Origin of the sequence: Streptomyces sp. NBC_00443, assembly GCF_036014175.1 — a bacterium.
In the GTDB taxonomy this organism is placed as follows: domain Bacteria; phylum Actinomycetota; class Actinomycetes; order Streptomycetales; family Streptomycetaceae; genus Streptomyces.
Window position 1 is genome coordinate 2589716 of sequence record NZ_CP107917.1, and the last position, 22306, is coordinate 2612021.

19 protein-coding genes, 1 pseudogene and 1 riboswitch are annotated in these 22306 nt (G+C 70.9%); of the genes and pseudogenes, 10 read left to right on the forward strand and 10 right to left on the reverse strand.

Going from position 1 to position 22306, the window contains the following annotated elements:
- Positions 1-50 precede the first annotated feature (50 nt).
- The gene (locus OHO27_RS11335) at positions 51-755 is read left to right on the forward strand and encodes a glycerophosphodiester phosphodiesterase (RefSeq protein WP_328422852.1); all 705 of its coding nucleotides are present in this window, start codon (positions 51-53) and stop codon (positions 753-755) included.
- Here OHO27_RS11335 and OHO27_RS11340 read toward each other — a convergent pair whose 3' ends face one another.
- Positions 756-2453: a sigma-70 family RNA polymerase sigma factor gene (locus OHO27_RS11340; RefSeq protein WP_328422854.1), complete on the reverse strand. Its 1698-nt coding sequence runs from the start codon at positions 2451-2453 to the stop codon at positions 756-758.
- A gap of 234 nt (positions 2454-2687) precedes the next feature.
- Here OHO27_RS11340 and OHO27_RS11345 point away from each other — a divergent pair, with 234 nt between their 5' ends.
- The gene (locus tag OHO27_RS11345; RefSeq protein WP_443059534.1) at positions 2688-3893 is read left to right on the forward strand and encodes a serine hydrolase domain-containing protein; all 1206 of its coding nucleotides are present in this window, start codon (positions 2688-2690) and stop codon (positions 3891-3893) included.
- On the opposite strand, the gene OHO27_RS11350 is transcribed toward OHO27_RS11345, so the two are convergent.
- Positions 3883-4419 (reverse strand): hypothetical protein, encoded by a 537-nt coding sequence (locus OHO27_RS11350; RefSeq protein ID WP_328422856.1) that lies wholly within the window; start codon positions 4417-4419, stop codon positions 3883-3885. The two genes, OHO27_RS11345 and OHO27_RS11350, sit on opposite strands and share 11 nt — an antisense overlap.
- 126 nt (positions 4420-4545) lie before the next feature.
- On the opposite strand from OHO27_RS11350, the pseudogene OHO27_RS11355 reads away from it, so the two are divergent.
- Positions 4546-5894: pseudogene (locus OHO27_RS11355) on the forward strand (diacylglycerol/lipid kinase family protein).
- A gap of 24 nt (positions 5895-5918) precedes the next feature.
- On the opposite strand, the gene OHO27_RS11360 reads toward OHO27_RS11355, so the two are convergent.
- The gene (locus OHO27_RS11360; RefSeq protein ID WP_328422858.1) at positions 5919-7109 is read right to left on the reverse strand and encodes a polyamine ABC transporter substrate-binding protein; all 1191 of its coding nucleotides are present in this window, start codon (positions 7107-7109) and stop codon (positions 5919-5921) included.
- A 183-nt stretch (positions 7110-7292) separates the two neighbouring features.
- Positions 7293-8732, reverse strand: a complete 1440-nt coding sequence (locus OHO27_RS11365; RefSeq protein WP_328422860.1) for a gamma-aminobutyraldehyde dehydrogenase — start codon at positions 8730-8732, stop codon at positions 7293-7295.
- A 168-nt stretch (positions 8733-8900) separates the two neighbouring features.
- Between OHO27_RS11365 and OHO27_RS11370 the strand changes: the two genes are divergently transcribed.
- The 7 genes from OHO27_RS11370 to OHO27_RS11400 all read left to right on the forward strand — a co-directional run bounded on the left by OHO27_RS11370 (position 8901) and on the right by OHO27_RS11400 (position 15648).
- Positions 8901-9416 (forward strand): Lrp/AsnC family transcriptional regulator, encoded by a 516-nt coding sequence (locus OHO27_RS11370; RefSeq protein WP_328422862.1) that lies wholly within the window; start codon positions 8901-8903, stop codon positions 9414-9416.
- Between the two features lie 19 nt (positions 9417-9435).
- Positions 9436-10809 carry an aspartate aminotransferase family protein gene (locus OHO27_RS11375; protein ID WP_328422864.1) on the forward strand — a complete coding sequence of 458 codons (1374 nt, stop codon included), beginning with the start codon at positions 9436-9438 and terminating at the stop codon, positions 10807-10809.
- Positions 10810-10993: 184 nt separating this feature from the next.
- Positions 10994-11734, forward strand: a complete 741-nt coding sequence (locus OHO27_RS11380; protein WP_328422866.1) for an ABC transporter ATP-binding protein — start codon at positions 10994-10996, stop codon at positions 11732-11734.
- Positions 11716-13092: a hypothetical protein gene (locus OHO27_RS11385; RefSeq protein WP_328422867.1), complete on the forward strand. Its 1377-nt coding sequence runs from the start codon at positions 11716-11718 to the stop codon at positions 13090-13092. The genes OHO27_RS11380 and OHO27_RS11385 overlap by 19 nt, the downstream gene beginning before the upstream one ends.
- A gap of 138 nt (positions 13093-13230) precedes the next feature.
- Positions 13231-13650 (forward strand): VOC family protein, encoded by a 420-nt coding sequence (locus tag OHO27_RS11390; RefSeq protein ID WP_328422868.1) that lies wholly within the window; start codon positions 13231-13233, stop codon positions 13648-13650.
- Positions 13651-13687: 37 nt separating this feature from the next.
- The gene (locus OHO27_RS11395; protein WP_328422869.1) at positions 13688-14812 is read left to right on the forward strand and encodes an LOG family protein; all 1125 of its coding nucleotides are present in this window, start codon (positions 13688-13690) and stop codon (positions 14810-14812) included.
- Positions 14813-14991: 179 nt separating this feature from the next.
- Entirely contained in the window at positions 14992-15648 is a 657-nt protein-coding gene (locus tag OHO27_RS11400) for an LAETG motif-containing sortase-dependent surface protein (RefSeq protein ID WP_328422871.1), read from the forward strand.
- 74 nt (positions 15649-15722) lie between these two features.
- Here the strand turns inward: OHO27_RS11400 and OHO27_RS11405 are convergent, their stop codons facing one another.
- From OHO27_RS11405 to OHO27_RS11430, 6 genes are all read right to left on the reverse strand, one after another.
- A complete protein-coding gene (locus OHO27_RS11405) occupies positions 15723-16520 on the reverse strand; it encodes a maleylpyruvate isomerase family mycothiol-dependent enzyme (RefSeq protein ID WP_328422873.1) in 798 nt (265 codons plus the stop codon).
- Positions 16521-16545: 25 nt separating this feature from the next.
- The gene (locus OHO27_RS11410) at positions 16546-17565 is read right to left on the reverse strand and encodes an ABC transporter ATP-binding protein (RefSeq protein ID WP_328422875.1); all 1020 of its coding nucleotides are present in this window, start codon (positions 17563-17565) and stop codon (positions 16546-16548) included.
- Entirely contained in the window at positions 17566-19254 is a 1689-nt protein-coding gene (locus tag OHO27_RS11415) for an ABC transporter permease (protein ID WP_328422877.1), read from the reverse strand.
- On the reverse strand, positions 19230-20336 hold the full coding sequence (locus OHO27_RS11420; RefSeq protein ID WP_328422879.1) for a thiamine ABC transporter substrate-binding protein: 1107 nt from the start codon (positions 20334-20336) through the stop codon (positions 19230-19232). The genes OHO27_RS11415 and OHO27_RS11420 overlap by 25 nt, the downstream gene beginning before the upstream one ends.
- A gap of 79 nt (positions 20337-20415) precedes the next feature.
- A riboswitch (TPP riboswitch) is annotated at positions 20416-20521 on the reverse strand.
- Positions 20522-20566: 45 nt separating this feature from the next.
- On the reverse strand, positions 20567-21673 hold the full coding sequence (gene rlmN / locus OHO27_RS11425) for a 23S rRNA (adenine(2503)-C(2))-methyltransferase RlmN (protein WP_328422881.1): 1107 nt from the start codon (positions 21671-21673) through the stop codon (positions 20567-20569).
- 170 nt (positions 21674-21843) lie between these two features.
- Positions 21844-22137, reverse strand: coding sequence for a hypothetical protein (locus OHO27_RS11430; protein ID WP_328422883.1), 294 nt, complete (start codon positions 22135-22137; stop codon positions 21844-21846).
- Positions 22138-22306: the final 169 nt, after the last annotated feature.

Genomic DNA, 22306 nt, shown 5'->3' on the forward strand with positions numbered 1-22306 from the left:
CACGCCTCGGCTCATCCATGCTGGCCCCCGACCCCGACCGGAATGCCCTCATGCAGAACGTGACCGCCGTGGCCCACCGCGGCGACCCCTACCGCGTCCGCGAGAACACGCTCGCCTCGCTGCGCTCCGCGCTCGAACGGGGCGCGGACGCGGTGGAGATCGACGTACGGCTCACCAAGGACGGCGTGCCGGTGCTGCTGCACGACGACACGCTGAAGCGGCTGTGGGAGCAGGACCGGCCGGTGCTCGCGCTGTCGGCGGCCGAGGTGCGGGGGCTGACGGCGGGCGGGGTGCCCACGCTTCAGGAGGCGCTGACGGCTTGTGGTGGGAGCCGGGTGATGCTCGACCTGCCGGGCTCGCCCGACGTGCGGGCTGCGCGCCGGGTCGTGGACGTCGTACGCGAGTGCGGGGCGCAGGACCGCGTGTACTACTGCGCGGGCGCCCCGGCCATGCTGGCCGTGCGGGCCGCAGATCCGGCCGCCGAGATCGCCCTGACCTGGACGACGCTGGCCCCGCCGCGCCCCGCCCTGCTGGACGCGGTGCGCCCGCGCTGGCTCAACTACCGCTTCGGCCTGGTCGACCACGCCCTCGCCGAGCGCGTCCACCGCGGCGGTCACCTGCTGTCCGTCTGGACCCCGGACACCCGGCGCTCCATGCGCCGCCTGCTGGACCTCGGCGCCGACTCGATCACGACCAACCGCATCGACGTCCTCCTCGGCCTGCTCACCGCCCGGTCCGACGCCGAAAGCCGCTAGCTAGACGCGCGAGCGTTGAGGCACCGTCGCCGGATCGGCCGGGGTCGCGCGGGTGAGGTACTGCGGTACCGGTGCGGTGTCCTTGCCGTTGTCGCGGACCTGGCCGTAGCGGATCGCGCCCTGGTCGGGGCCGGTCCGCACGTCCTTCTCGGCCGCGTCCCAGGTCGACGGGAAGACGATGACGCCGTAGTCGGCGCCCCGCTCGTTCTGGTTGAGGGTGACCGAGCCGTCGACGTAGAAGTACTCGTTCTGCCACATCTGCTGGGTGCCGTCCGGCAGGACCGTGTAGCCGATGTCGGGGCCGCCCATGCCGGTGGTGCCGGGGCCGGTGGTGTCGTCCATGCGGCGGCCGCCGCCGGAGGCGACGTGGAAGAGCCTGCCCTTCAGACCGGTCCAGGTCGGCATGACCAGCGCGCCCGGCCGTGACTGCGGGGAGATCTGCCAGCGCACCAGGATGTAGCCCTGCCCGCTGAGCGTCACCTTCTCGCCGCGGTGCTGCATGACGGCCTTCGCGCCCCAGGTGCTGGTGATGCCGGACTCCGGACGGTGGGGCAGGGCGGCAGGCTCGGCGTTCGGGTCCGGAGCCTTGTCGACGGCATCGACGACCGTGCCGTACGGCTCGGCCTTCCGCGACTGTGACGGAGACGGCGAGGGGGAGGACGACGGTGAGTGCGTGGGCGTCGGGGACACGGGCGGGGTGGGCGCCGGCGGACGGGCCGTGCTCGCCGCGGTGGGGGCGGCCGCGCGCGGCGGGGCCTGCGGGGTCTGGGTGACGACGTACGCGCCGCCCGCGACGAGTGTCGCCCCGGCCGTCACCGCCACGGCGGGCTGGGTGATCGCGGCCATCACCTTCGCGGACCAGCCGACGGAGGCCGCCGTCGCCGTCGCCGCGACGGCCGTCTTGCCGCCGAAGGCCAGCGACAGCGTGAAGCCGACCGGGATCGGGACGAGCGCGAGGCCGACGAGGAGGCGTTCCGCGGGGACGACGGCCTCGCGGGTGTCGCCGCAGTAGCCGCAGCCCCTGATGTGCCTGGCCAGTCGCTTGCGCCAGACGGAGTCAGGGCGTCCGTTCCAGGGGGCGGTCCGTTCGCGCAGGTCGGGGCAGGCGCCGTCGAGTGCGCGGACGATGCCGCGCGCGGTCTCCAGCCGTTCCTTCACGCGCTGGACGCGCACCGCGGCGTGCTGCCGGCTGATCCCGGCCGCTGCGGCCAGTTCGCGCCGGGTCAGCTCGCCGGCGACCTCAAGCCACCACAGCGACAGCAACTGCCGGTCCTCGTCGTCCAGCCAGCGCACCGCCTCCGCGACCTCGCGCCGCTGCCCCTCCAACTGGAGCCGCAGGACCGTGAGTTCGGCGAAATCGGCGGCCTCGTACGCCGCCGACTCGTCGAGCTGGGCGGGCTGTTTGCGCCGCGCCCGGTCCCGGATCTGCCGCATGGCGATCGCGACGAGCCAGGAGCGGAAGCTGTCCGGGTCCCGCAGCGAGCCGAGGCTGTCGACGGCGCGCAGCATGGTCTCCTGGACGACGTCGTCGACGTCGGCATGGCCGTTCAGGGCACGCCCGACGACGTTGTAGACCAGCGGCAGCCAGCCCTCCACCAGTTCGTCCAGCGCCTGCCGGTCACCGGCCTGCGCCGCAGCGACGGTGGAGCGCCACTGCCTGCCGGCTCCCTCGTCCACGTACGTCCTCTCCCGGCTCATGCGCTGCCCGTACGCACCTTCTCAGCCCGACCAGCACTGTCGGCTATATCGGAGATCACATTCCGCCAGTGGAGACGCGGTGAAGGGGTCGGCGATAACACTTTTTCGCCGACCGGCGCCCCGTAGGGGCGATCCCCCACAACCCCCTTGCTCTGCAAGGCATTTGCTCCGGGCTCCCCCAGGGTCGCAGCCCCTCCTCACCGACGATCCGCCGCGGGACCGTACGGCCCGACGATGATCACGGACATCCCACCGACCCGACTCCAGGAGCAGCAGATGCCCGTACGCCCGCTTCCCGCCCTCCTCGCCTCCGCGCTCGCGCTGACCCTGGCCGCCCTGCCGCTTGCCGGGACGGCCTCCGCGCGGCCCACGTCGTCATCGTCCTGTTCCGCGCACGCGATCGAGACGGCCCCGAAGGGCGGTCCCGACGTCAAGGCCCTGTGCGCCGCGCTCGCCGGGCTGCCCGACAAGGACGCCACGGCCGCGCTGATCCGCGTGGGCGGCAAGGGGAGCTGGCACGGTACGGCCGGCGTGCGGGACATGAGAACCGGGGCGCCGGCGCTGGAGAACGCCCGCTTCCGCGCCGGTTCCACGACGAAGATCGTGACCTCGGCGGTCACCCTGCAACTCGCCGCCGAGGGGCGGATCTCCCTCGACGGGACGGTGCAGCAGTATCTGCCCGGCCTGCTCACCGAGGACTTCGCGCCCATCACCGTACGGCAGTTGCTGAACTTCACCAGCGGTCTGCAGCCGGGGGCGTCCCTCGGCGAGGACGTCGACGACGGGTACGAGCACCGCTTCGAGACGCTGACCCCCGAGGAGGTGGTGGCCGCGTCGGTCGCCAAGGGCCCCGACCCCGACCACGCGCCGGGCGAGCACCAGCGGTACGGCAACATCCACTACACCGTGCTGGGCATGCTGATCGAGAAGGTCACCGGCGACTCGTACGCCCACCAGGCGGCCGTACGGATCTTCCGTCCGCTCGGCATGCGCCACACCTCCTTCCCGGCCGGACCCGACCCCCGCATTCGCGGCGCGCACAACCGCGGCTACGACTGGATCGACGGCAAGCTGGTCGACGTGACCGAGTGGAACATGTCCGACCGGTTCGCGGCCGGCGACATGATCTCGACGACGGCGGACCTGGAACGGCTGCTGTTCGCCCTGTTCCGCGGTCGGGTCGTGCCCGAACCGCAGCTGACGGAGATGTTCAGGGTCCCGGACATCGACGGGGCCACCATGGGGGCCTCGCTGCAGCGTTTCGAGCTGAACGGCAAGGAGATCTGGGGCAAGACGGGTGCCCGCCCCGGCTATCACACCGTCGTCGCGGCCACCCGCAATCTGTCCCGGACGGTCGTCTACTCCGTCAACTCGACCGACGCGAAGGGCGACGGCATGTCCATCGCCCAGCGCTTCGCCTTCCCGGCGTTCAACCGCTGACGACGGCGGCAGCGGCCGGCGGCGCCGACGCATCCGTCAGCGCCTCCAGCCGCTTGATCCTCTTCCGCACGACGTACAGCGGGATCACCCCGAAGACGCCGAAAGACATGTCGATCACCGACCACCACAGGGGGATGCCGCGGATCGGCCCGCAGATCAGGGCGAGCGGGATGATCCCCGCGCAGGCGATCATCCCGAACTCGACGACCCAGATGTTGCGCACCGGGTCGCGGTAGGGGCCGTAGAAGGCGACGGCGATGACGAGATGGGCGAAGGCGAGCCAGTCCGTGCCGTAGAGCAGGAAGGGGTAGTCGGCGTCGGCGGTGTCGAGACCACGCCGGACGCGCTCGATCCAGTCCATGAGGCCGGGGAGGTGCTCCGGCACGGACAGGGCGCGCAACAGGTCCTCGGTCCAGCGCAGTTCGTGGACGAGGGGGAAGGCCGTGGCGCCGCTGAGCACCAGACAGACGACGAAGAGGGCCAGCCAGACGCGGATGCCCTTGAGCAGGGCGGCTCTGTCGCTCATGGGGGCAGCGTACAGCCAGAGGTTGAACACGTTCAAAACGGGTTGCCGCCGCGGTGCCCGAAGCGAAGGCCGCCATGCGCCCCGCGCAGGCCCGGCCCTACGATGTCCGCCGACGAGGGAGGACGCATGGGCCTGGACCTGAGCGAACGGGCTTACCGGGGGCAGCGGTGGGCGGCGCGGGCCGCACTGGCCGCCGCTGGGCTCGCGGTGCTCGTGCCACTCGCCTACGGCGGTGTCCGCGGCGTTCTGCTGCTGGTGGCCGGCGCGGCGGGCCTGGGGCTCAGCGCGGTCGCGGTGTGGTGGACGCTGACACTGCGCGGAACGCTGCGCTGGGTGGCGGGCGTCGTGGCCCTGGCCGTACCGGCCGCCGTGGTCGTGCTGTTCGCGGCCACCCTGTTCTGGGCGCTGCTTGCGTCCGTGGCGCTGTGGACGGTGGCCGTGTGGAGCGGCCGGTACGCGCTGCGGGGCGCGGGCAGCCCACGAGTACGGGTGATGCGGGGGCGCAAGGCTGCGCCACCGCGGCGGGCGGTCCTGATCATGAACCCCGCTCCGGCGGCGGGAAGGTGGACCGCTTCGCGCTCAAGGAGAAGGCGGAACGGCTCGGCGCCGAGGTCGTCCTCCTCGACCCCGAGGAGCACCAGGACGTCACCGCCCTGGCCCGCAAGGCCGTTGCTCAGGGCGCGGATCTGCTGGGTGTGGCGGGCGGGGACGGCACCCAGGCGCTGGTCGCGGCCGTCGCCGCCGCGTACGACATCCCGTTCCTGGTGATCAGCGCCGGCACCCGCAACCACTTCGCGATGGACCTCGGCCTCGACCGCGAGGACCCCGCCGCCTGTCTCGACGCGCTCGTCGACGGCGTGGAACTGCGCGTCGACCTTGGCTTCGCAGGCGGCCGGGCGTTCGTCAACAACGCCTCCTTCGGGGCGTACGCGGCCATCGTGCAGAGCCCCGGCTACCGCGACGACAAGATCGGCACCAGCCTGGAGCTGCTGCCCGATCTGCTCACCCGCCAGCAGGGCCCGCTGCTGACCGTCCGGGCGGCGGGCACCACGCTCGACGCTCCGCACGCCGTGCTGGTCAGCAACAACCCCTACCGCACGGACGATCCCTTCGGGCTCGGCCGCCGCGACCGTCTCGACGCCGCCGTTCTCGGCGTCCTCGGCATCAGGGTGGACAGCGCGGCCGAGGCCGCCGCACTGCTCCTCGACCCGGCGCCGCCCGGCCTGACCATCCTGTCCGCGACCGAGGTGGTCATCGAGGCCGACCGCGAGGAGATCGAGGCCGGCATCGACGGCGAGGCCCTCGTCCTTCCCACCCCGGTCCACATCCGCATCACTCCGGGCACCCTCCGCGTCCGCGTCCCCCGCAAACGTCCCGGCATCCCCCAGCGCGGCCCCCGCCTGGACTGGCGCCGGCTGCGCAAACTGGCGGCGACGGTGGGGCGGACGGCGGTGCACCGGCGGGGTCCCTGGTAGGGGGCACAGGGGCAGTAGGGCCGCCTACAACCCCGCGATCGCGTTCCACCGCTTCGCGAACTCCACCCGCTCGTCCGACGTGATGTCCCGAGCGATCGCCAGACGCCGACGCATGGCCGCGTCCGGGAAGATCAGCGGATCCTCGGCCAGCGCCGCCGTCTCCTCCTCCTTGGCGGAGGCGAGGACGTCCTGGGCGGCCGGGACCGGGCAGACGTAGTTGACCCAAGCGGCCAGTTCGGCGGCGGCCTCGGGGTCGTAGTAGTAGTCGATCAGCCGCTCGGCGTTGGCCTTGTGGCGGGCCAGGTTCGGGACCATCAGGGACTCCGACCACAGCTCGGCGCCCTCCTCGGGGACGACGAAGCGGATGTCGGGGTCGTCCGCCTGGAGCTGGATGACGTCGCCCGAGTAGGCCTGGCAGGCCAGGACGTCGCCGCTGGAGAGGTCCTTGATGTAGTCGTTGCCGGTGAAGCGGCGGATCTGGCCCTTGCGGACCTGCTGCTCGACCTGGTCGCAGACGGTGTGGAAGTCGTCCGCCGTCCAGCGGGTGATGTCGACGCCGTTGCCCTGCATGAGCAGCGCGAACGCCTCGTCCAGACCGGAGAGCAGGGTCACCCGGCCCTTCAGGTCGCTCGCCCACAGCTCGGCGACGCTGTGTACGTCGCGGCCCAGCCGGCGGCGGTTGTACGCGATGCCGGTGATGCCGGACTGCCACGGCACGGTGTACTTCCGTCCGGGGTCGAAGGCCGGCGAACGCAGCAACGGGTCCAGGTACTTCGTCACGTTCGGCTGGCGCGCCCGGTCCATCTCCTGCACCCAGCCCAGCCGGACGAACCGGGCGCACATCCAGTCGCTGATGACCACGAGGTCGCGGCCCGTGCGCTGATGGTTCATCAGGGCGGGACTGATCTTGCCGAAGAACTCGTCGTTGTCGTTGATCTCCTCGACGTACTCGACGGAGATGCCCGTGCGCTTCTGGAAGGCCTCCAGCGTCGGCCGCCGCGTCTGGTCCTCGTCATCGGTGTCGATGTACAGCGGCCAGTTCGCCCAGGTGAGCCGCTTGTCGGTCGCGGAGACATCGGTGGCGGCCCGGTCGCCAGGCGACACATAGGCGGGCCGCACACCGCAGCCGGCGAGCCCACCGAGCGCAGCGCCCGCACCGAGGGTGCGCAGCAAAGTCCGGCGGGACAGCGGGGAGTTCATCGAGGGGAGGGCCATTGCCGCAGCATGCCGCTGCTGACCGCGGCCGATCAATCGACGCCATGTCGAGCGGCAGCCCCGAACGGTACTCACTCCGTCCGGGGCTGCGACGCCGCGAAGGGGCGCGGGGAACTGCGCGACCGGCCACATCGAACCCGCAGCCGTGAGACGGCCACGACCCCCGCGGCGCCTAGCGCAGCGTCACGCGTCCAGGGACGTCATCACGTGCTTGATCCGCGTGTAGTCGTCGAACCCGTACGCCGACAGGTCCTTGCCGTACCCGGACTTCTTGAACCCGCCGTGCGGCATCTCCGCGACCAGCGGAATGTGCGTGTTGATCCACACGCACCCGAAGTCCAGCGCCTTGGACATCCGCATCGCCCGCCCGTGGTCCTTGGTCCACACGGACGACGCGAGCGCGTACTCGACGCCGTTGGCCCACTCGACGGCCTGCGTCTCGTCCGAGAAGGACTGCACGGTGATGACCGGACCGAAGACCTCCTTCTGGACGATCTCGTCGTCCTGCTTCAGCCCGGACACCACGGTCGGCGCGTAGAAGTACCCCTTGTCGCCGACCTGGTGACCGCCTGCCTCCACCTTGGCGTGGGCGGGCAGCCGCTCGATGAACCCGGAGACCTGCTTGAGCTGGTTCGGGTTGTTGAGCGGGCCGAACAGCACGTCCTCGTCGTCCGGCTGCCCGGTCTTCGTGTCGGCGGCGGCCTTCGCGAGCGCCTGCACGAACTCGTCGTGGATGGCCTCGTGGACGAGGACACGCGTGGCGGCCGTACAGTCCTGCCCTGCGTTGAAGAAGCCCGCGACGGAGATGTCCTCGACGGCCTTGGCGATGTCGGTGTCGGCGAAGACGACGACCGGCGCCTTGCCGCCCAGCTCCAGGTGGACCCGCTTGAGGTCCTTGGAGGCGGACTCGGCGACCGACATACCGGCCCGCACCGAACCGGTGATGGAGGCCATCGCCGGAGTCGGGTGCTCGACCATCAGCCGCCCGGTGTCACGGTCGCCGGTGATGACGTTGAAGACACCCTTGGGCAGGATGCCTCCGATGATCTCGGCGATCAGGACGGTCGACGCCGGAGTGGTGTCCGACGGCTTCAGGACGACCGTGTTGCCCGCCGCGAGGGCCGGCGCGAACTTCCACACGGCCATCATCATCGGGTAGTTCCAGGGCGCGACCTGCGCGCAGACGCCGATCGGCTCACGGCGGACGATGGAGGTCAGGCCCTCCATGTACTCACCGGCCGAGCGGCCCTCCAGCATCCGCGCCGCGCCCGCGAAGAAGCGGATCTGGTCGACCATGGGCGGGATCTCCTCGGACCGCGTGAGTCCGATCGGCTTGCCCGTGTTCTCCACCTCGGCCGCGATGAGCTCTTCGGCCCTCTCCTCGAACGCGTCGGCGATCTTCAGCAGGGCCTTCTGTCGCTCGGCGGGGGTCGCGTCACGCCAGGCGGGGAAGGCCCGCGCGGCGGCCTCCATCGCGGCGTCGACGTCCGCCTGCCCGGACAGCGGCGCGGTTGCGTACGCCTCGCCCGTCGCGGGGTTGACCACCTCGGTGGTCCGTCCGTCGGCGGCGTCCCGGAACTCACCGTCGATGTAGTTGCGCAGACGACGCAGCTCGGTGCTCACTGCCGGCCTCCTGTCAGGTAGAGCTGTCCATTCTCTGAGACACCCACCCTAATCGGCTGACCCACGTTTTCAACACCCCCACTGGCACCTCTTCTGCGAAATCCGCAGGTCTCGGTCGCGCAAACAACGAATTTCATCGCATCGGCCTTGCGGAACTGTCGAGACGTCGTGCACAGTGACGTCGTGGCCAGTCGAAGCGCAGAGCACAGGGACTCCCGCGAGTCCAGGAACGGCGGTCCCCAGCTGGACGCCGTCTCCCTCGCCATCATCGAACAACTTCAAGAGGACGGCCGCCGGCCGTACGCCGCCATCGGCAAGGCCGTCGGCCTGTCCGAGGCGGCCGTGCGCCAGCGCGTCCAGAAGCTGCTCGATCAGGGCGTCATGCAGATCGTCGCCGTCACGGACCCGCTCACCGTGGGCTTCCGCAGGCAGGCGATGGTCGGCGTGCACGTCGAGGGCGACGTGGAGTCCGTGGCCGACGCACTGACCGCCATGGCCGAATGCGAGTACGTGGTGATGACCGCCGGGTCCTTCGACCTGATGGTGGAAATCGTCTGCGAGGACGACGACCACCTTCTGGACGTCATCAACCGACGCATCCGCGCCGTCCCCGGAGTGCGCTCGACGGAGAGCTTCGTCTACCTCAAGCTCAAGAAGCAGACCTACATGTGGGGAACCCGATAACCGTGAGGACCCGATAACCGTGAGCAGCAACAGCCCTCAGGACCTCAGCAGGACCGCGTACGACCACTTGTGGATGCACTTCACGCGTATGTCCTCGTACGAGAACGCCCCCGTCCCGACGATCGTCCGGGGCGAGGGCACCTACATCTACGACGACAAGGGCAGGCGCTACCTCGACGGGCTCGCCGGCCTGTTCGTGGTGCAGGCCGGGCACGGCCGCGTCGAGCTGGCCGAGGCCGCCTTCAAGCAGGCGCAGGAGCTGGCGTTCTTCCCGATCTGGTCCTACGCCCACCCGAAGGCCGTGGAGCTGGCGGACCGGCTGGCCGACCACGCGCCGGGCGACCTCAACAAGGTCTTCTTCACGACCGGCGGCGGCGAGGCGGTGGAGACCGCCTGGAAGCTGGCCAAGCAGTACTTCAAGCTGACCGGCAAGCCCACCAAGCACAAGGTCATCTCGCGCGCGGTCGCCTACCACGGCACCCCGCAGGGCGCCCTGTCCATCACGGGTCTGCCGGCCCTGAAGGCGCCCTTCGAGCCGCTGGTCCCGGGCGCGCACAAGGTGCCGAACACCAACATCTACCGCGCCCCGATCTTCGGTGACGACCCGGAGGCCTTCGGCCGCTGGGCCGCCGACCAGATCGAGCAGCAGATCCTCTTCGAGGGCCCGGAGACCGTCGCCGCGGTCTTCCTGGAGCCGGTCCAGAACGCGGGCGGCTGCTTCCCGCCCCCGCCCGGCTACTTCCAGCGGGTGCGCGAGATCTGCGACCAGTACGACGTCCTGCTGGTGTCGGACGAGGTCATCTGCGCCTTCGGCCGCCTGGGCACGATGTTCGCCTGCGACAAGTTCGGCTACGTCCCGGACATGATCACCTGCGCCAAGGGCATGACCTCGGGCTACTCCCCGATCGGCGCCTGCATCATCTCCGACCGCCTGGCCGAGCCGTTCTACAAGGGCGACAACACCTTCCTGCACGGCTACACCTTCGGCGGCCACCCGGTGTCGGCCGCGGTGGGTCTCGCCAACCTCGACCTGTTCGAGCGCGAGAAGCTCAACCAGCACGTCCTCGACAACGAGGCCGCGTTCCGCACGACGCTGGAGAAGCTGTACGACCTTCCGATCGTCGGCGACGTCCGCGGCAACGGCTTCTTCTACGGCATCGAGCTCGTCAAGGACAAGGCGACCAAGGAGTCGTTCAACGACGAGGAGACCGAGAGGGTTCTGTACGGCTTCCTCTCCAAGGCCCTGTTCGACAACGGCCTGTACTGCCGTGCCGACGACCGCGGCGACCCGGTCGTCCAGCTCGCGCCGCCGCTGATCTCCAACCAGGACACGTTCGACGAGATCGAGCAGATCCTGCGCGCGACGCTGACGGAGGCGTGGACCAAGCTCTAGCCGCACGAGGTTCCTTCGACGGCGGGGGTGCACCCGAAGGAGTGACAAGGGTGCACCCCCGCCGCGTGCTGTCCGTCGTCGCGCCCCCGGATCCTTAGCGTGCCTGGTAACCGATCGGCCCTGTCTTCGTTCCCCCGCACGGGGGAACGGCCCGGGAACTACGGATCTGACGAGGTGTACGCCCATGGAGGCTCCGCCGGACAACGACGTGCTCTGGGCACGCGCGCTGCACTTCACGCACCGCGACGGCTCCCCCGCACTCGGCGGGGTCTCGCTGGGTGTGCGTGAGGGGGAGATCCTCGCCGTCACCGGTCCCCGCGGCAGCGGCAAGACGGCTCTCCTGCAGTGTCTGTCCGGCCTGGCCCCCGTCCGGAGCGGCGAGGTCTGGTTCAACAGCGTGCCGGTGCACACCATGACCCCGACGGCGCGCGAACGGCTCCGCCGCGACCGCTTCACCTGGATCGACCCGGCCCCCTCACTCGTCCCCGAACTGAACGTCTGGGAGAACGCCGCGCTCCCGCTGATGCTGCGCGGCACCAGCCGCCGCCGCGCCAAGACGACCGCGCTGGAGTGGCTGAACCGCCTGGACGTCGGCGAGGCGGCCCGTAAGCGCCCGCATCAGCTGGTCCAGGCCGAACGCCAGCGCGTGTGCATCGCCCGAGCCCTGGCCCCCTCCCCCACGGTCCTGTTCGCCGACGAGCCGACGGCCCCGCTGCACCGCGCCGACCGCGCGCACGTCCTGCGCACCCTGACGACAGCGGCCCGCTCGCACGGCATCACCGTCGTCCTGGCCACCCACGACGCGGAGAACGCGGCCCTGGCCGACCGTACCCTGGCCCTGCTCGACGGACGGCGCGTGAACACGGTGCACCTGCCTCCGGTCACCGCGACGGAAGGCCGGGCCGCGTGCTCGCTCTCCGTCTGAGCCGCGGCGCCCAGCCGGCCGTACAACTGCGCCGCCTGCTCCTGGCCGCGGCGTCGGCGGGCACGGGCTTCCTGCTGCTGTGCACCCTGGGCTACGCCATGTCCCACGCCGACACGGCCTCGTCGGCCCTCCGGCTTGCCTGGTGCGTGCCCCCGCTGGCCGCGACGGTCCACTTCGCGGTGGCGGTGGCCCGCACGGACCCCGGCACCAAGCCTCGCCCCGGCCTGTCGGCGATCGGACTGGGCCCGGCCCGTCTGATGCTGGTCTCGGCCACCACCACGGCCCTGTCCTGCACCCTCGGCTCGATGCTCGCCCTGCTCGTCTTCCTCCACCTGCGGGGCGACCTGACCGGCATGCCCTTCGACGGCGCCGCATCGCAGTTCCTGGCAGCGAACGCCCCCCTCCCCCTGCCGGCCGCCCTGACCCTGCTGACCCTGACCCCGGCCATCGCGTCGACGACGGTGGCGCTGGTCCTGCGCCCGAAGGAACCCGGGCCCACCGGGGCGCGGGGCGCGGGGCGGCCGTCCGGGGCCCAGCCGAGGCGGGGGCGCACGGCAGCGCCGGGCGCCGCGGAGGACAGCGAGGGCGCTGCCGCGCCGTCCGCGGGCAGTGGTGCCGGTGAAGCGGCGCCCGCCCCGGGGGAGGACGGCAGCACCCCACCGGCGCCCGGCCACCCGACCGACTCCCCGGCCGCAGCCGACGACACCGGGGAAACGCCGGCCCACGTGACCCAGATGCCTGCTCCCGGCAGAACCCCCGCCGGCCTGCCCTGGGGCATCGCGGTCCTCGCCGCGGGCATCGCCGTGGAGGCCTACGCCGGCCGCACCGCCACCCCCACTCCCCTCACCGTGCCCGCCGCCCTCCCCACCGGCCCTGCCGGAGTCCTGGTCGGCTGGCTCCTGACCGCGCTCGGACTGGCCCTCGCCGCCCCCGGCCTCACCCACCTGTGCGGCCGCGTCCTGCAGGCCGTGCGTCCGGGCGCGGTACGCCTCCTCGCGGGCCGCGTCCTGATGGCGGAGGCCACCCGCATCGGCCGCCCCCTCGGCGTCGTCTGCGCCGTGGCCTCCGCGGCGTACGCCATGGCGCCCCTGTCCGCCCCCGCGGCCACCGACGCCATCGGCCCTCTCAGCGCCGTCGGCGCCACCGTGGTCACCGGCTGTGCCGTGGCCACCCTCCTCACGGCCGCCGTGGAGGCCAGGCAGGCCCGCGCCGACACCACGGCCGCACTGCTCCGTCTCGGCGCCCCCACCACCCTGCTCCGCAGCGCGGCAGCCCTGCGCGCCGGCGCGCTGCTGGTCCTCTTCTGCCCGCTCACCCTGATCGTGGCCGAACTGGCCGCGACGCCCCTGGCCCGCTGAAGCCGGCCGGCGGGCCCCGCCCAGCCCCGCCGAAAACTCGTAAGAAAAATCTCCGCCCGGCGATGACTTCCGCTCGGACCCCCGGTCTATCCCACCGAACAGCAACGGAAGCAGCAGCCACCCGAGGGAGAGACCACGATGACCGCCCCCGCCTACCAGCAGATGATCTTCCTGAACCTGCCCGTGAACGACCTCGCCGCCTCGAAGAAGTTCTTCACGGAGCTCGGTTACCCGATCAACGAGCAGTTCAGCGACGACACGACCGCCTCGGTGGTGATCAGCGAGACCATCGTCGCGATGGTGCACACCCACGAGAAGTACGCCCAGTTCACGAAGAAGCAGATCGCGGACGCGACGAAGACCAGCGAGGTGCTGATCGCGCTGAGCTCCGAGAGCCGCGAGAAGGTCGACGAGCTGGTCGAGAAGGCGGTCGCCGCGGGCGGCTCCGTCACCGGCGAGACCCAGGACCACGGCTTCATGTACGGCCGCGCCTTCGATGACCTCGACGGCCACACCTGGGAGGTCGTGTGGATGGACCCGTCGGCCATCGAGGGCTGATCCCCGCCGTCCCGTGTCCGGTGCCTAGCATGGGCGGGTGCAGACGATGCCCGCCCATGCGGCCCACCACAACGACCGTGAGATAGAGACGCTGGAGGAGTTCGACGCGACCGTCTCGGCGCGCGGCTCCCTGGCCGGATTCCGTATCCAGGCCGTCGACCTGACGGACCGTACGCGCGAGTTGCTCACCGCGGACACGGCGGGCGCCGTCTTCCTCGGCTGCCCGATGCGCGAGGACGCGGCCGCGAAGATCCGCACGGACGGCGCCCTGGTCTTCCCGCCCGTCCCCGGCTTGCCCTTCGACCCGTACCGGGGCCTGGTCTACTCGCCCGACGATCTCTTCGCGTCGCTGGCGGACGGCTACGAGAACACTCCCGACGCCCACGCGTACGCCTGGTTCCAGCGGACCAAGGCCGACCGCGACATCCACGCCTCCATGCTCCGCGCGATCCACGACGACTCCATATCGGACGCGCTCGACGAACTCCTGTCCGGCGCCCGGGTGGTGGGCGTCATGGGCGGCCACGCGATGCGGCGCGGCACGGAGGCGTACGAGGGGGCGGCGCGGCTCGGCCGGGAACTGGCCCGCGCCGGTTTCACGGTCGCCACCGGCGGCGGCCCCGGCGCGATGGAGGCGGCGAACCTCGGCGCGTACGCCGCCCCGCACGACGACGAGATGCTCGGCGATGCCCTCCGACTCCTGGCGAAGGCGCCCCTGTTCACACCCTCGATCACCGACTGGGCGACGGCCGCCTTCGAGGTGCGCACCCGCTGGCCGCAGGGCGGCCGCTCCGTCGGCATCCCGACCTGGTTCTACGGCCACGAGCCGCCGAACCCCTTCGCCTCCCACCTCGCGAAGTACTTCGCCAACGCCACCCGCGAGGACGGCCTCCTGGCCCGCTCGAACGCGGGCGTCGTCTTCCTGCCGGGCGCCGCCGGCACCGTGCAGGAGATCTTCGACAACGCGACGCCGAACTACTACGAGTCGCGCGGCGAGCCCACCCCGATGGTGCTCGTGAACAGGGCCCACTGGACGGAGAAACTGCCGACCTGGCCGCTGTTGCAGGCCCTCGCCCGGGATCGGTCGATGGAGTCCCGTATCGCCCTGGTCGACCGGATCGAGCAGGCTCCACAGGCGCTGAAACGCCTCGGCGAGCAATAAGAGGGCAAAGCCAACGTGCGGGGACGGCATATGCGTTGACACTGCTTATGCCACGCTTATAAACCTGTGAGACTCCTGGGGACGGTGATGTCGCATCGCCGCCTCTCGTTCAACCCCCCTCAGTGGTGCAACTCGTAAGGACAAACGTGTCCATAAACCGCCGTACTGTTGCGCGCTCCGTGCGCGCTCTTGGTGTTGCGTCCGCCTCCGCCGCCCTCGCGCTCGGCCTCGCGGGCAACGCGCTCGCGTGCAACATCAGTGAATTCGCCGCCGAAGCCAAGTGCGACGGCGACAAGGGCGTCATCACGGTCACCGACGTGGACCCCAGCGGCATCCCCGCGACCGTCAGCGTCTACCTGCAGAACAACGGCGCCGACCTGAAGAAGGTCGGCGAGCAGGTGGTCAAGGGCTCCCGCGACGGTGTCACCATCACCTTCGCCGAGAACTGGAAGCCGGACGCCGAGTACCGCGTCCACGTCAAGGCCGCGGGCTACGTCGACGAGGACATCAAGCCGAACCTGACGACCCCGTCGACGGCCTGCAAGAAGGAAGAGGAGGAGCCGCCGGCTCCGTCGGACACCCCGACCCCGTCGGACTCCGCCTCGACCCCGGCCGAGGAGAGCCCGGCCCCGACGCCCTCGGAGAGCGAGAGCACCGCTCCCGCGGACACGGCGAGCAGCGCCCCGTCCCCGGCGACCGATGACTCCAACCTCGCCGAGACCGGTGCGAACTCCAACACCGGCCTGATCGCCGGCATCGCGGTCGGCCTGGTCGCCCTCGGTGGCGGCGCGGTCTTCTTCGGACTGCGGCGCCGCGGGGCGAGCAGCGACCGCTGACGCGCCCGTAGAGCAACACCGTTGTGGCCCGTCCCTTTCCCGGCGAATGCCAAGGGGGGCGGGCCATACGCCTGTCAGCCGAACGTCGCCCGCTCCAGCCAGAACTCCAGCAGCTCCCGCTCGCCGATGACCTCCAGCTCCGGGCTGTCCAGCGGCAACCGGCGGTAGAAGGCGAGCAGCACGGCGGTGAGCGGGCCGCGGAGCGCGACGGTCGCCTTCTCGTGGCCGCGCCGCCAGGCGACGACGTCCTGGTCGAGGTCGATGGACCATTCGGCATTCAGCTCGGGGGTGCTGTCCGTGGCGTGCAGATGGATGCTGCTCCCGGGCCGGCGCAGCTCCCGCGCCGGGTCGTCCGGCAGCGTCCGCTGCGCCCACTCGACGATCTCCAGCCACTCGTCGATCGCGTCGGCGGCGATGTCAGGCGCGACCTCGTAGGGCAGGCCGGCGGCGAGTGCCGCGTCCGCGCGGTGGATTGTGATCTCGTGGGTCATACGCCGGGCCCAGAATCCGGCGTTCAGCACGCCGGCCCAGCCCCACACCTTGGCGTCGGGACCGGCTTCCCGCAGCGTGCCGACGATCATCTCGCCGGTCTCCGCGAGCCAGGCGTCGAGCGCGGCGGCGTCACCCTCGCCCTCGGGGCCGGCGATCCCCGGCACCTGCTCCTCCGGGATCTCCTCCTCGGCCCGAGTCCGTACGGTCAGCTCCACCCAGCGCAGGGCGCCGCCCGTGTGCCGGACGAGCTGCTCCAGCGACCAGTCCGGGCAGGTCGGCACAATGGCCGACAGGTCGGCGCCCGACGTCACGACGGCCCTCAACAGGCCGATCTGATGGGCGATTTCGTCGCAGTGGCGATCGTGCGGGAGTGGCGTCATGCCCCGAACCTTATGTGCGGGGTGATCACCCCAGCAGCACAATTTCCGCCGCGTCGAACTCCACGCCGACGGCGTCCCCGACCTCGGGCGCCTCCCGCAGCGCACACGCCGCCTCCAAACGCGGTGCGTCCTGCGGCTGGAGGTGCACGGCGACATGCGTGCCCTTGAACGTGCGCGCCGTGACCGTGCAGCGCAGCCCCGAGTCCGGGGACACGAGCCGCACCCCGGCCGGCCGTACGAGCAGCGTCCGGGTGCCCTGCGCGGCGCCCTCGCCCACGGGCAGCTTGCCCCAGGGGGTGTCGGCGGCCTCCCCGGCGACCGTCCCCTCGACGACGTTGTCGAACCCGAGGAAGCGCGCCACGAACTCGTCCACCGGACGCTGCCACACCTCGAGCGGCGTACCCGTCTGGGCGATCCGCCCGTCCCGCATCACCACGACCCGGTCGGCGAGCGCGAAGGCCTCCCCCTGGTCGTGCGTCACGGCCAGCACGGTGGTGCCCAACCGGCCGAACAGCTCGCGGAGTTCGACCACGAGCCGCTCCCGCAGCGAGCGGTCGAGCTGGCCCAGCGGCTCGTCCAGCATCAGCAACCGCGGCCGGGGCGCGAGCGCACGGGCCAGCGCCACCCGCTGCTGCTCACCGCCGGACAGGGAGGCGACGGCACGACGGCCGGCGCCCGGAAGTCCGACCAGGTCGAGCAACTCCCGTACCCGCTCGGCCCGTTCGCCCTTCGAGGCGCCGTGCATCCGCGCCCCGAACGCCACATTGCCGCCGACGTCCCGCTGCGGGAACAGCTGATGGTCCTGGAACATCAGCCCGACCTCCCGCTTGTGCGCGGGCACCCCCGCCTGGTCCCGCCCGTCGAGCAGCACCCGGCCCTGGTCCAGCGGCTGGAGCCCGGCCACCACCCGCAGCAACGTCGACTTGCCGCTGCCGCTCGGCCCCAGCACGCACACGATCTCGTGCTCGGCGACGTCGAGGCCGACGGCGTCCAGCACGGCCCGGCCGTCGAACCGTACCGTCGCGTCCGCAAGGCTCAGCAGCATCTAGAACTCCCCGGTCCGGTCGGTGCGCAGCCGCTCCAGCACCAGCAGCGCCACCGCGCACACGATCATCAGAATCGTCGAAAGGGCCATCGCCTGCCCGTAGTTGAGATCACCGGCCCGCCCGAGCAGCTTCGCCACGGCCACCGGCAGCGTCGGGTTGTCGGGCCGTGCGATGAACACGGTCGCCCCGAACTCGCCCAGCGACACGGCGAAGGCGAACCCGGCCGCGATCAGCAGCGCCCGCCGCACCATCGGCAGATCCACCTCACGCCAGACCCGCCACGGTGACGCCCCCAGCACCGAAGCCGCCTCGCGCAGCCGCTGGTCCACGGCGCGCAGCACGGGCAGCATGGTCCGCACGACGAAGGGCACGCCGACCAGCGCCTGGGCGAGCGGGACGAGGATCCACGTACTTCTGAGGTCCAGCGGCGGCTCGTCCAGGGCGATCAGGAACCCGAAGCCGACCGTCACCGCGGACACCCCGAGCGGCAGCATCAGCAGCGCGTCGAAGCCCCGGACGAACCGGCCCGCGTCCCGTCGGGTCAGCGCGGCCGCCGCCAGACCGCCGATCAGTACGGCGATGGCGGTGGCGACGACGGCGTACTGCAGGGAATTGCCGATCGCCTCGATGGGCGGGACGAGGAAGACTCCGCCGTCGGCACTGGTCAGCGCCCGGTAGTAGCCGAAGTCGGGCGCGTCCAGCGACCGCTGCACCAGCACGGCCAGCGGCAGCACCAGGAGTACGGCGATGACGACCAGGACACCGGCCAGCAGCGACCACTGCCCCGCCCCGCGCGGCCGCCGCGCGGTCACCGACGCGTCCACCAGCCGCAGGGCGCTCTCCCGCCGCCGTACCGTCCAGGCGTGTACGGCGAGGATCGCGCCGACGGCGAGGAACTGGACGATCGTCAGGACGGCCGCCGTGGACAGGTCGAAGATCTCGGACGTCTGCCGGTAGATCTCGACTTCGAGCGTCGAGAAGGCCGGGCCGCCGAGGATCTGCACCACACCGAAGGAGGTGAAGGTGAACAGGAAGACCATCAGCGCGGCGGCGGCCACGGCGGGTCCGAGCGCCGGGAGGGTGACGGTCCGCCAGGCGGTGAGCCGTGACGCGCCCAGCATCCGCGCGGCCTCCTCCTGCCGCGGGTCGAGCTGCGCCCACAGCCCGCCGACCGTCCGTACGACGACGGCGTAGTTGAAGAAGACATGCGCGAGCAGGATGGCCCACACGGTGGTGTCGAGCCGTACGCCCCACAGCCCGTCGAGGAGTCCGCCGCGGCCGACCAGCGCGAGGAACGCCGTACCGACGACGACCGTCGGCAGCACGAACGGGACGGTCACCACGGCCCGCAGGATCTGTTTGCCGGGGAAGTCGAGGCGGGCGAAGACGTAGGCGCCCGGCAGCGCGATCAGCAGGGTCAGCGCGGTGGAGGCGAGTGCCTGCCAGGTGGTGAACCACAGGACGTGCCGGACGTCGGGCTGCCCGAGCACGTCCAGGAGGCGCCCGAACTGCCAGACCCCGTCGACCTTCAGGCCACGCGCGACGATCGCGGCGACGGGAAGGGCGAAGAAGACCGCGAAGAACGCGACGGGCACGGCGATGAGGCCGAGCCGCACCGCCGCGCTCCGCGCGCGTCCCCTGCGGAAGGCGCCCTTGCGGGGGCCTACTTCAGTACGAGCGAGGTCCACGACTTGACCCAGTCGTCACGGTTGTCGGCGATCTTCGCCGGGTCCAGGGTCTCGGGCTCCTTGGCCTGCGGTCCGTACTTCGAGAACTCCTCGGGCACCTGGGCGCCCTCGACCACGGGGTAGACGAACATGTTGAGCGGCATGTCGTCCTGGAACGTCCTGGTGAGCAGGAAGTCGAGGAGCGCCTTGCCGCCCTCGGTGTTCCCGGCGTTGCTGAGCAGACCCGCGTACTCGACCTGCCGGAAGCAGGTGCCGGTCGCGACACCCGTCGGTGCGGTCGTCGGCTTCGGTTCGGCGTAGATCACCTCGGCGGGCGGCGAGGAGGCGTACGACACGACGAGCGGACGGTCGGCCTTGGCCTTCTTGCCGCCGGCGGAGCCGGAGAACTCCTCGTTGTAGGCCTGCTCCCAGCCGTCGACGACCTTCACGCCGTTGGCCTTCAGCTTCTTCCAGTAGTCCTGCCAGCCGTCGTCGCCGTACTCGGCGGCGGTGCCGAGCAGGAAGCCGAGGCCGGGCGAGGAGGCGGAGGCGTTCTCGGTGACGAGGAGGTCCTTGTACTCGGGCTTGATCAGATCGTCGAACGAGCTGGGCGGGGCCAGCTTGTGCTTGCTGAAGTACGCCTTGTCGTAGTTGACGCAGATGTCGCCGGTGTCGATCGGGGTGACCCGGTGCTTGTCCTGGTCGGCCAGGTACTCGGCCTTGATCCTGTCCGAGCCCTTCGGCTCGTACGACTGGAACAGCCCGTTGTCGAGCGCCCGCGAGAGCAGGGTGTTGTCGACGCCGAAGAAGACGTCGCCCTGTGGGTTGTCCTTGGTGAGGATGGCCTTGTTGACGGCCTGCCCGGCGTCGCCGTCCTCCAGGACCCTGACCTTGTATCCGGACTGCTCCTCGAAGGCGGCGATGACGCTCTTCGAGACGGCCCACGAGTCGTGGCTGACGAGCGTGACGGTCTTGGACCCGCCGCTGCCGTTGCCGCTGCCGGCGTCGGACGACCCGCACGCGGACAGCGCGGGCAGCGCGACGAGACACAGCCCGACGGCCAGGGCCATGGACTTCACCGTGGACTTCTTGGTGATGCTCACTAATTCCTCCTGGGGGTGACCAGGAAGAGACGCGGCCCTGCCCGGAACCCTTGGGAAGGCTCCGGGCAGGGCGCAACAGCTCGAGTGGTGACCGATCTCCCTACCCAGAATGACCTGGGCCAGGTTCGGAGGGTCTGCGGCCGATGCCGCACTCTCAGCGCTGTGGCGCTCCCCTGTCGGAATATGAAGATGTATTTACGCCATATGAAAATGTACCTACGGCGGTCAGACTACCGTTCGGTCGCGGCGAGCTGCCCACACGCCCCGTCGATCTCCTGACCACGGGTGTCCCGAACCGTCACCGGCACACCATGGGCGGCGATGGCCTCCACGAACGCCTTCTCGTCCTCGGGGCGGGACGCGGTCCACTTGGAGCCCGGAGTCGGGTTCAGCGGGATCAGATTCACATGCACCGGCTTGCCCTTGAGCAGCCGCCCGAGCCGGTCACCTCGCCAGGCCTGGTCGTTGATGTCCCGGATGAGCGCGTACTCGATGGACAGCCGACGGCCCGACTTGGCGGAGTACTCGAATCCGGCGTCGAGCACCTCGCGCACCTTCCACCGCGTGTTCACGGGGACGAGGGTGTCGCGCAGCTCGTCGTCGGGCGCGTGCAGCGAGATCGCGAGCCGGCACTTGAAGCCCTCGTCGGCGAACCGGTTGATGGCCGGGACGAGACCGACGGTCGAGACGGTGATCCCGCGCTGGGACAGCCCGAGCCCGTCCGGCTCCGGATCGGTCAGCCGCCGGATGGAGCCCACGACCCGGTTGTAGTTGGCGAGCGGCTCGCCCATGCCCATGAAGACGATGTTGGACAGCCGAGCGGGCCCGCCGGGCACGTCACCGTCCCTGAGCGCCCGCATCCCGTCCACGATCTGGTGCACGATCTCGGCGGTCGACAGATTCCGGTCCAGCCCCGCCTGCCCCGTGGCACAGAACGGGCAGTTCATCCCGCACCCCGCCTGGGAGCTGATGCACATGGTCACCCGGTCCGGATACCGCATCAGCACCGACTCGACGAGCGTCCCGTCGAACAGCCGCCACAGCGTCTTGCGCGTGGTGCCCTGGTCGGTCGACAGATGCCGTACGACCGTCATCAGCTCCGGGAACAACTCCTCCCGCAGCTTGGCCCGCGATCCGGCCGGGATGTCGGTCCACTGCTCCGGCTCGTGCGTATACCGCGCGAAGTAGTGCTGCGAGAGCTGCTTGGCACGAAACGGCTTCTCGCCGATCGCAGCGACGACGTCCTTGCGCTCGGCAGGCGTGAGGTCGGCAAGGTGCCGCGGCGGCTTCTTGGCTCCGCGGGGGGCGACGAAAGTGAGTTCTCCGGGTGCAGGCATAACTCTCCCAGTGTGGCAGATCAACTCTGGGGGCCCAGGCCAGAGCGGGGTGGGGGTGGTCACCTGTGGGTGCCGACTGTCGGCGGTGGTCGGCTTCGGACGGCCCAGGGACGGCCCAGCACTCGGTGAGCCGTCGGCCGACCGTGCCCAGGTGACGGCACCAACACCCGTCATTCCATCTGCGCCGGAGCGACCGCGAGCTGTTCCCTGTAGGGCCACGTGAAGGTGCGGTCGGGTTCGAGGTGGGCATCGCCCCAGTGGATGGCATGGATGCCGCTTTCGGCGTCAGCCGTGAAGAACACACAGACCAACCTGGTGGAAGCTCCCAGCTCCTCGAACGCTTCGTGCAGACCCAGGTACTCCTCGGTGGCCAGGTCCTGGTCGACGTCGAACAGGCCTTCCTGAGGCTGCGGCCCGTGCGCCCGGAACAGCCGGTGCCGTGTGGGCGACGCATTGGCAGGCAATCAGGCTCGGTCCAGTGGCCTCGGCCTGTCCGCGTACCGGAACGGGAAAAGTGCGTGATCGTTGATCACCGCGTACTCGTATCCGCGCACGTCGCGCACGGCTTCCCCAGCTGCCGCGCCGTCTCCGCCAGGTTCTCGCGTACCACCCCCGCAAGGGCGAGGCCGTACG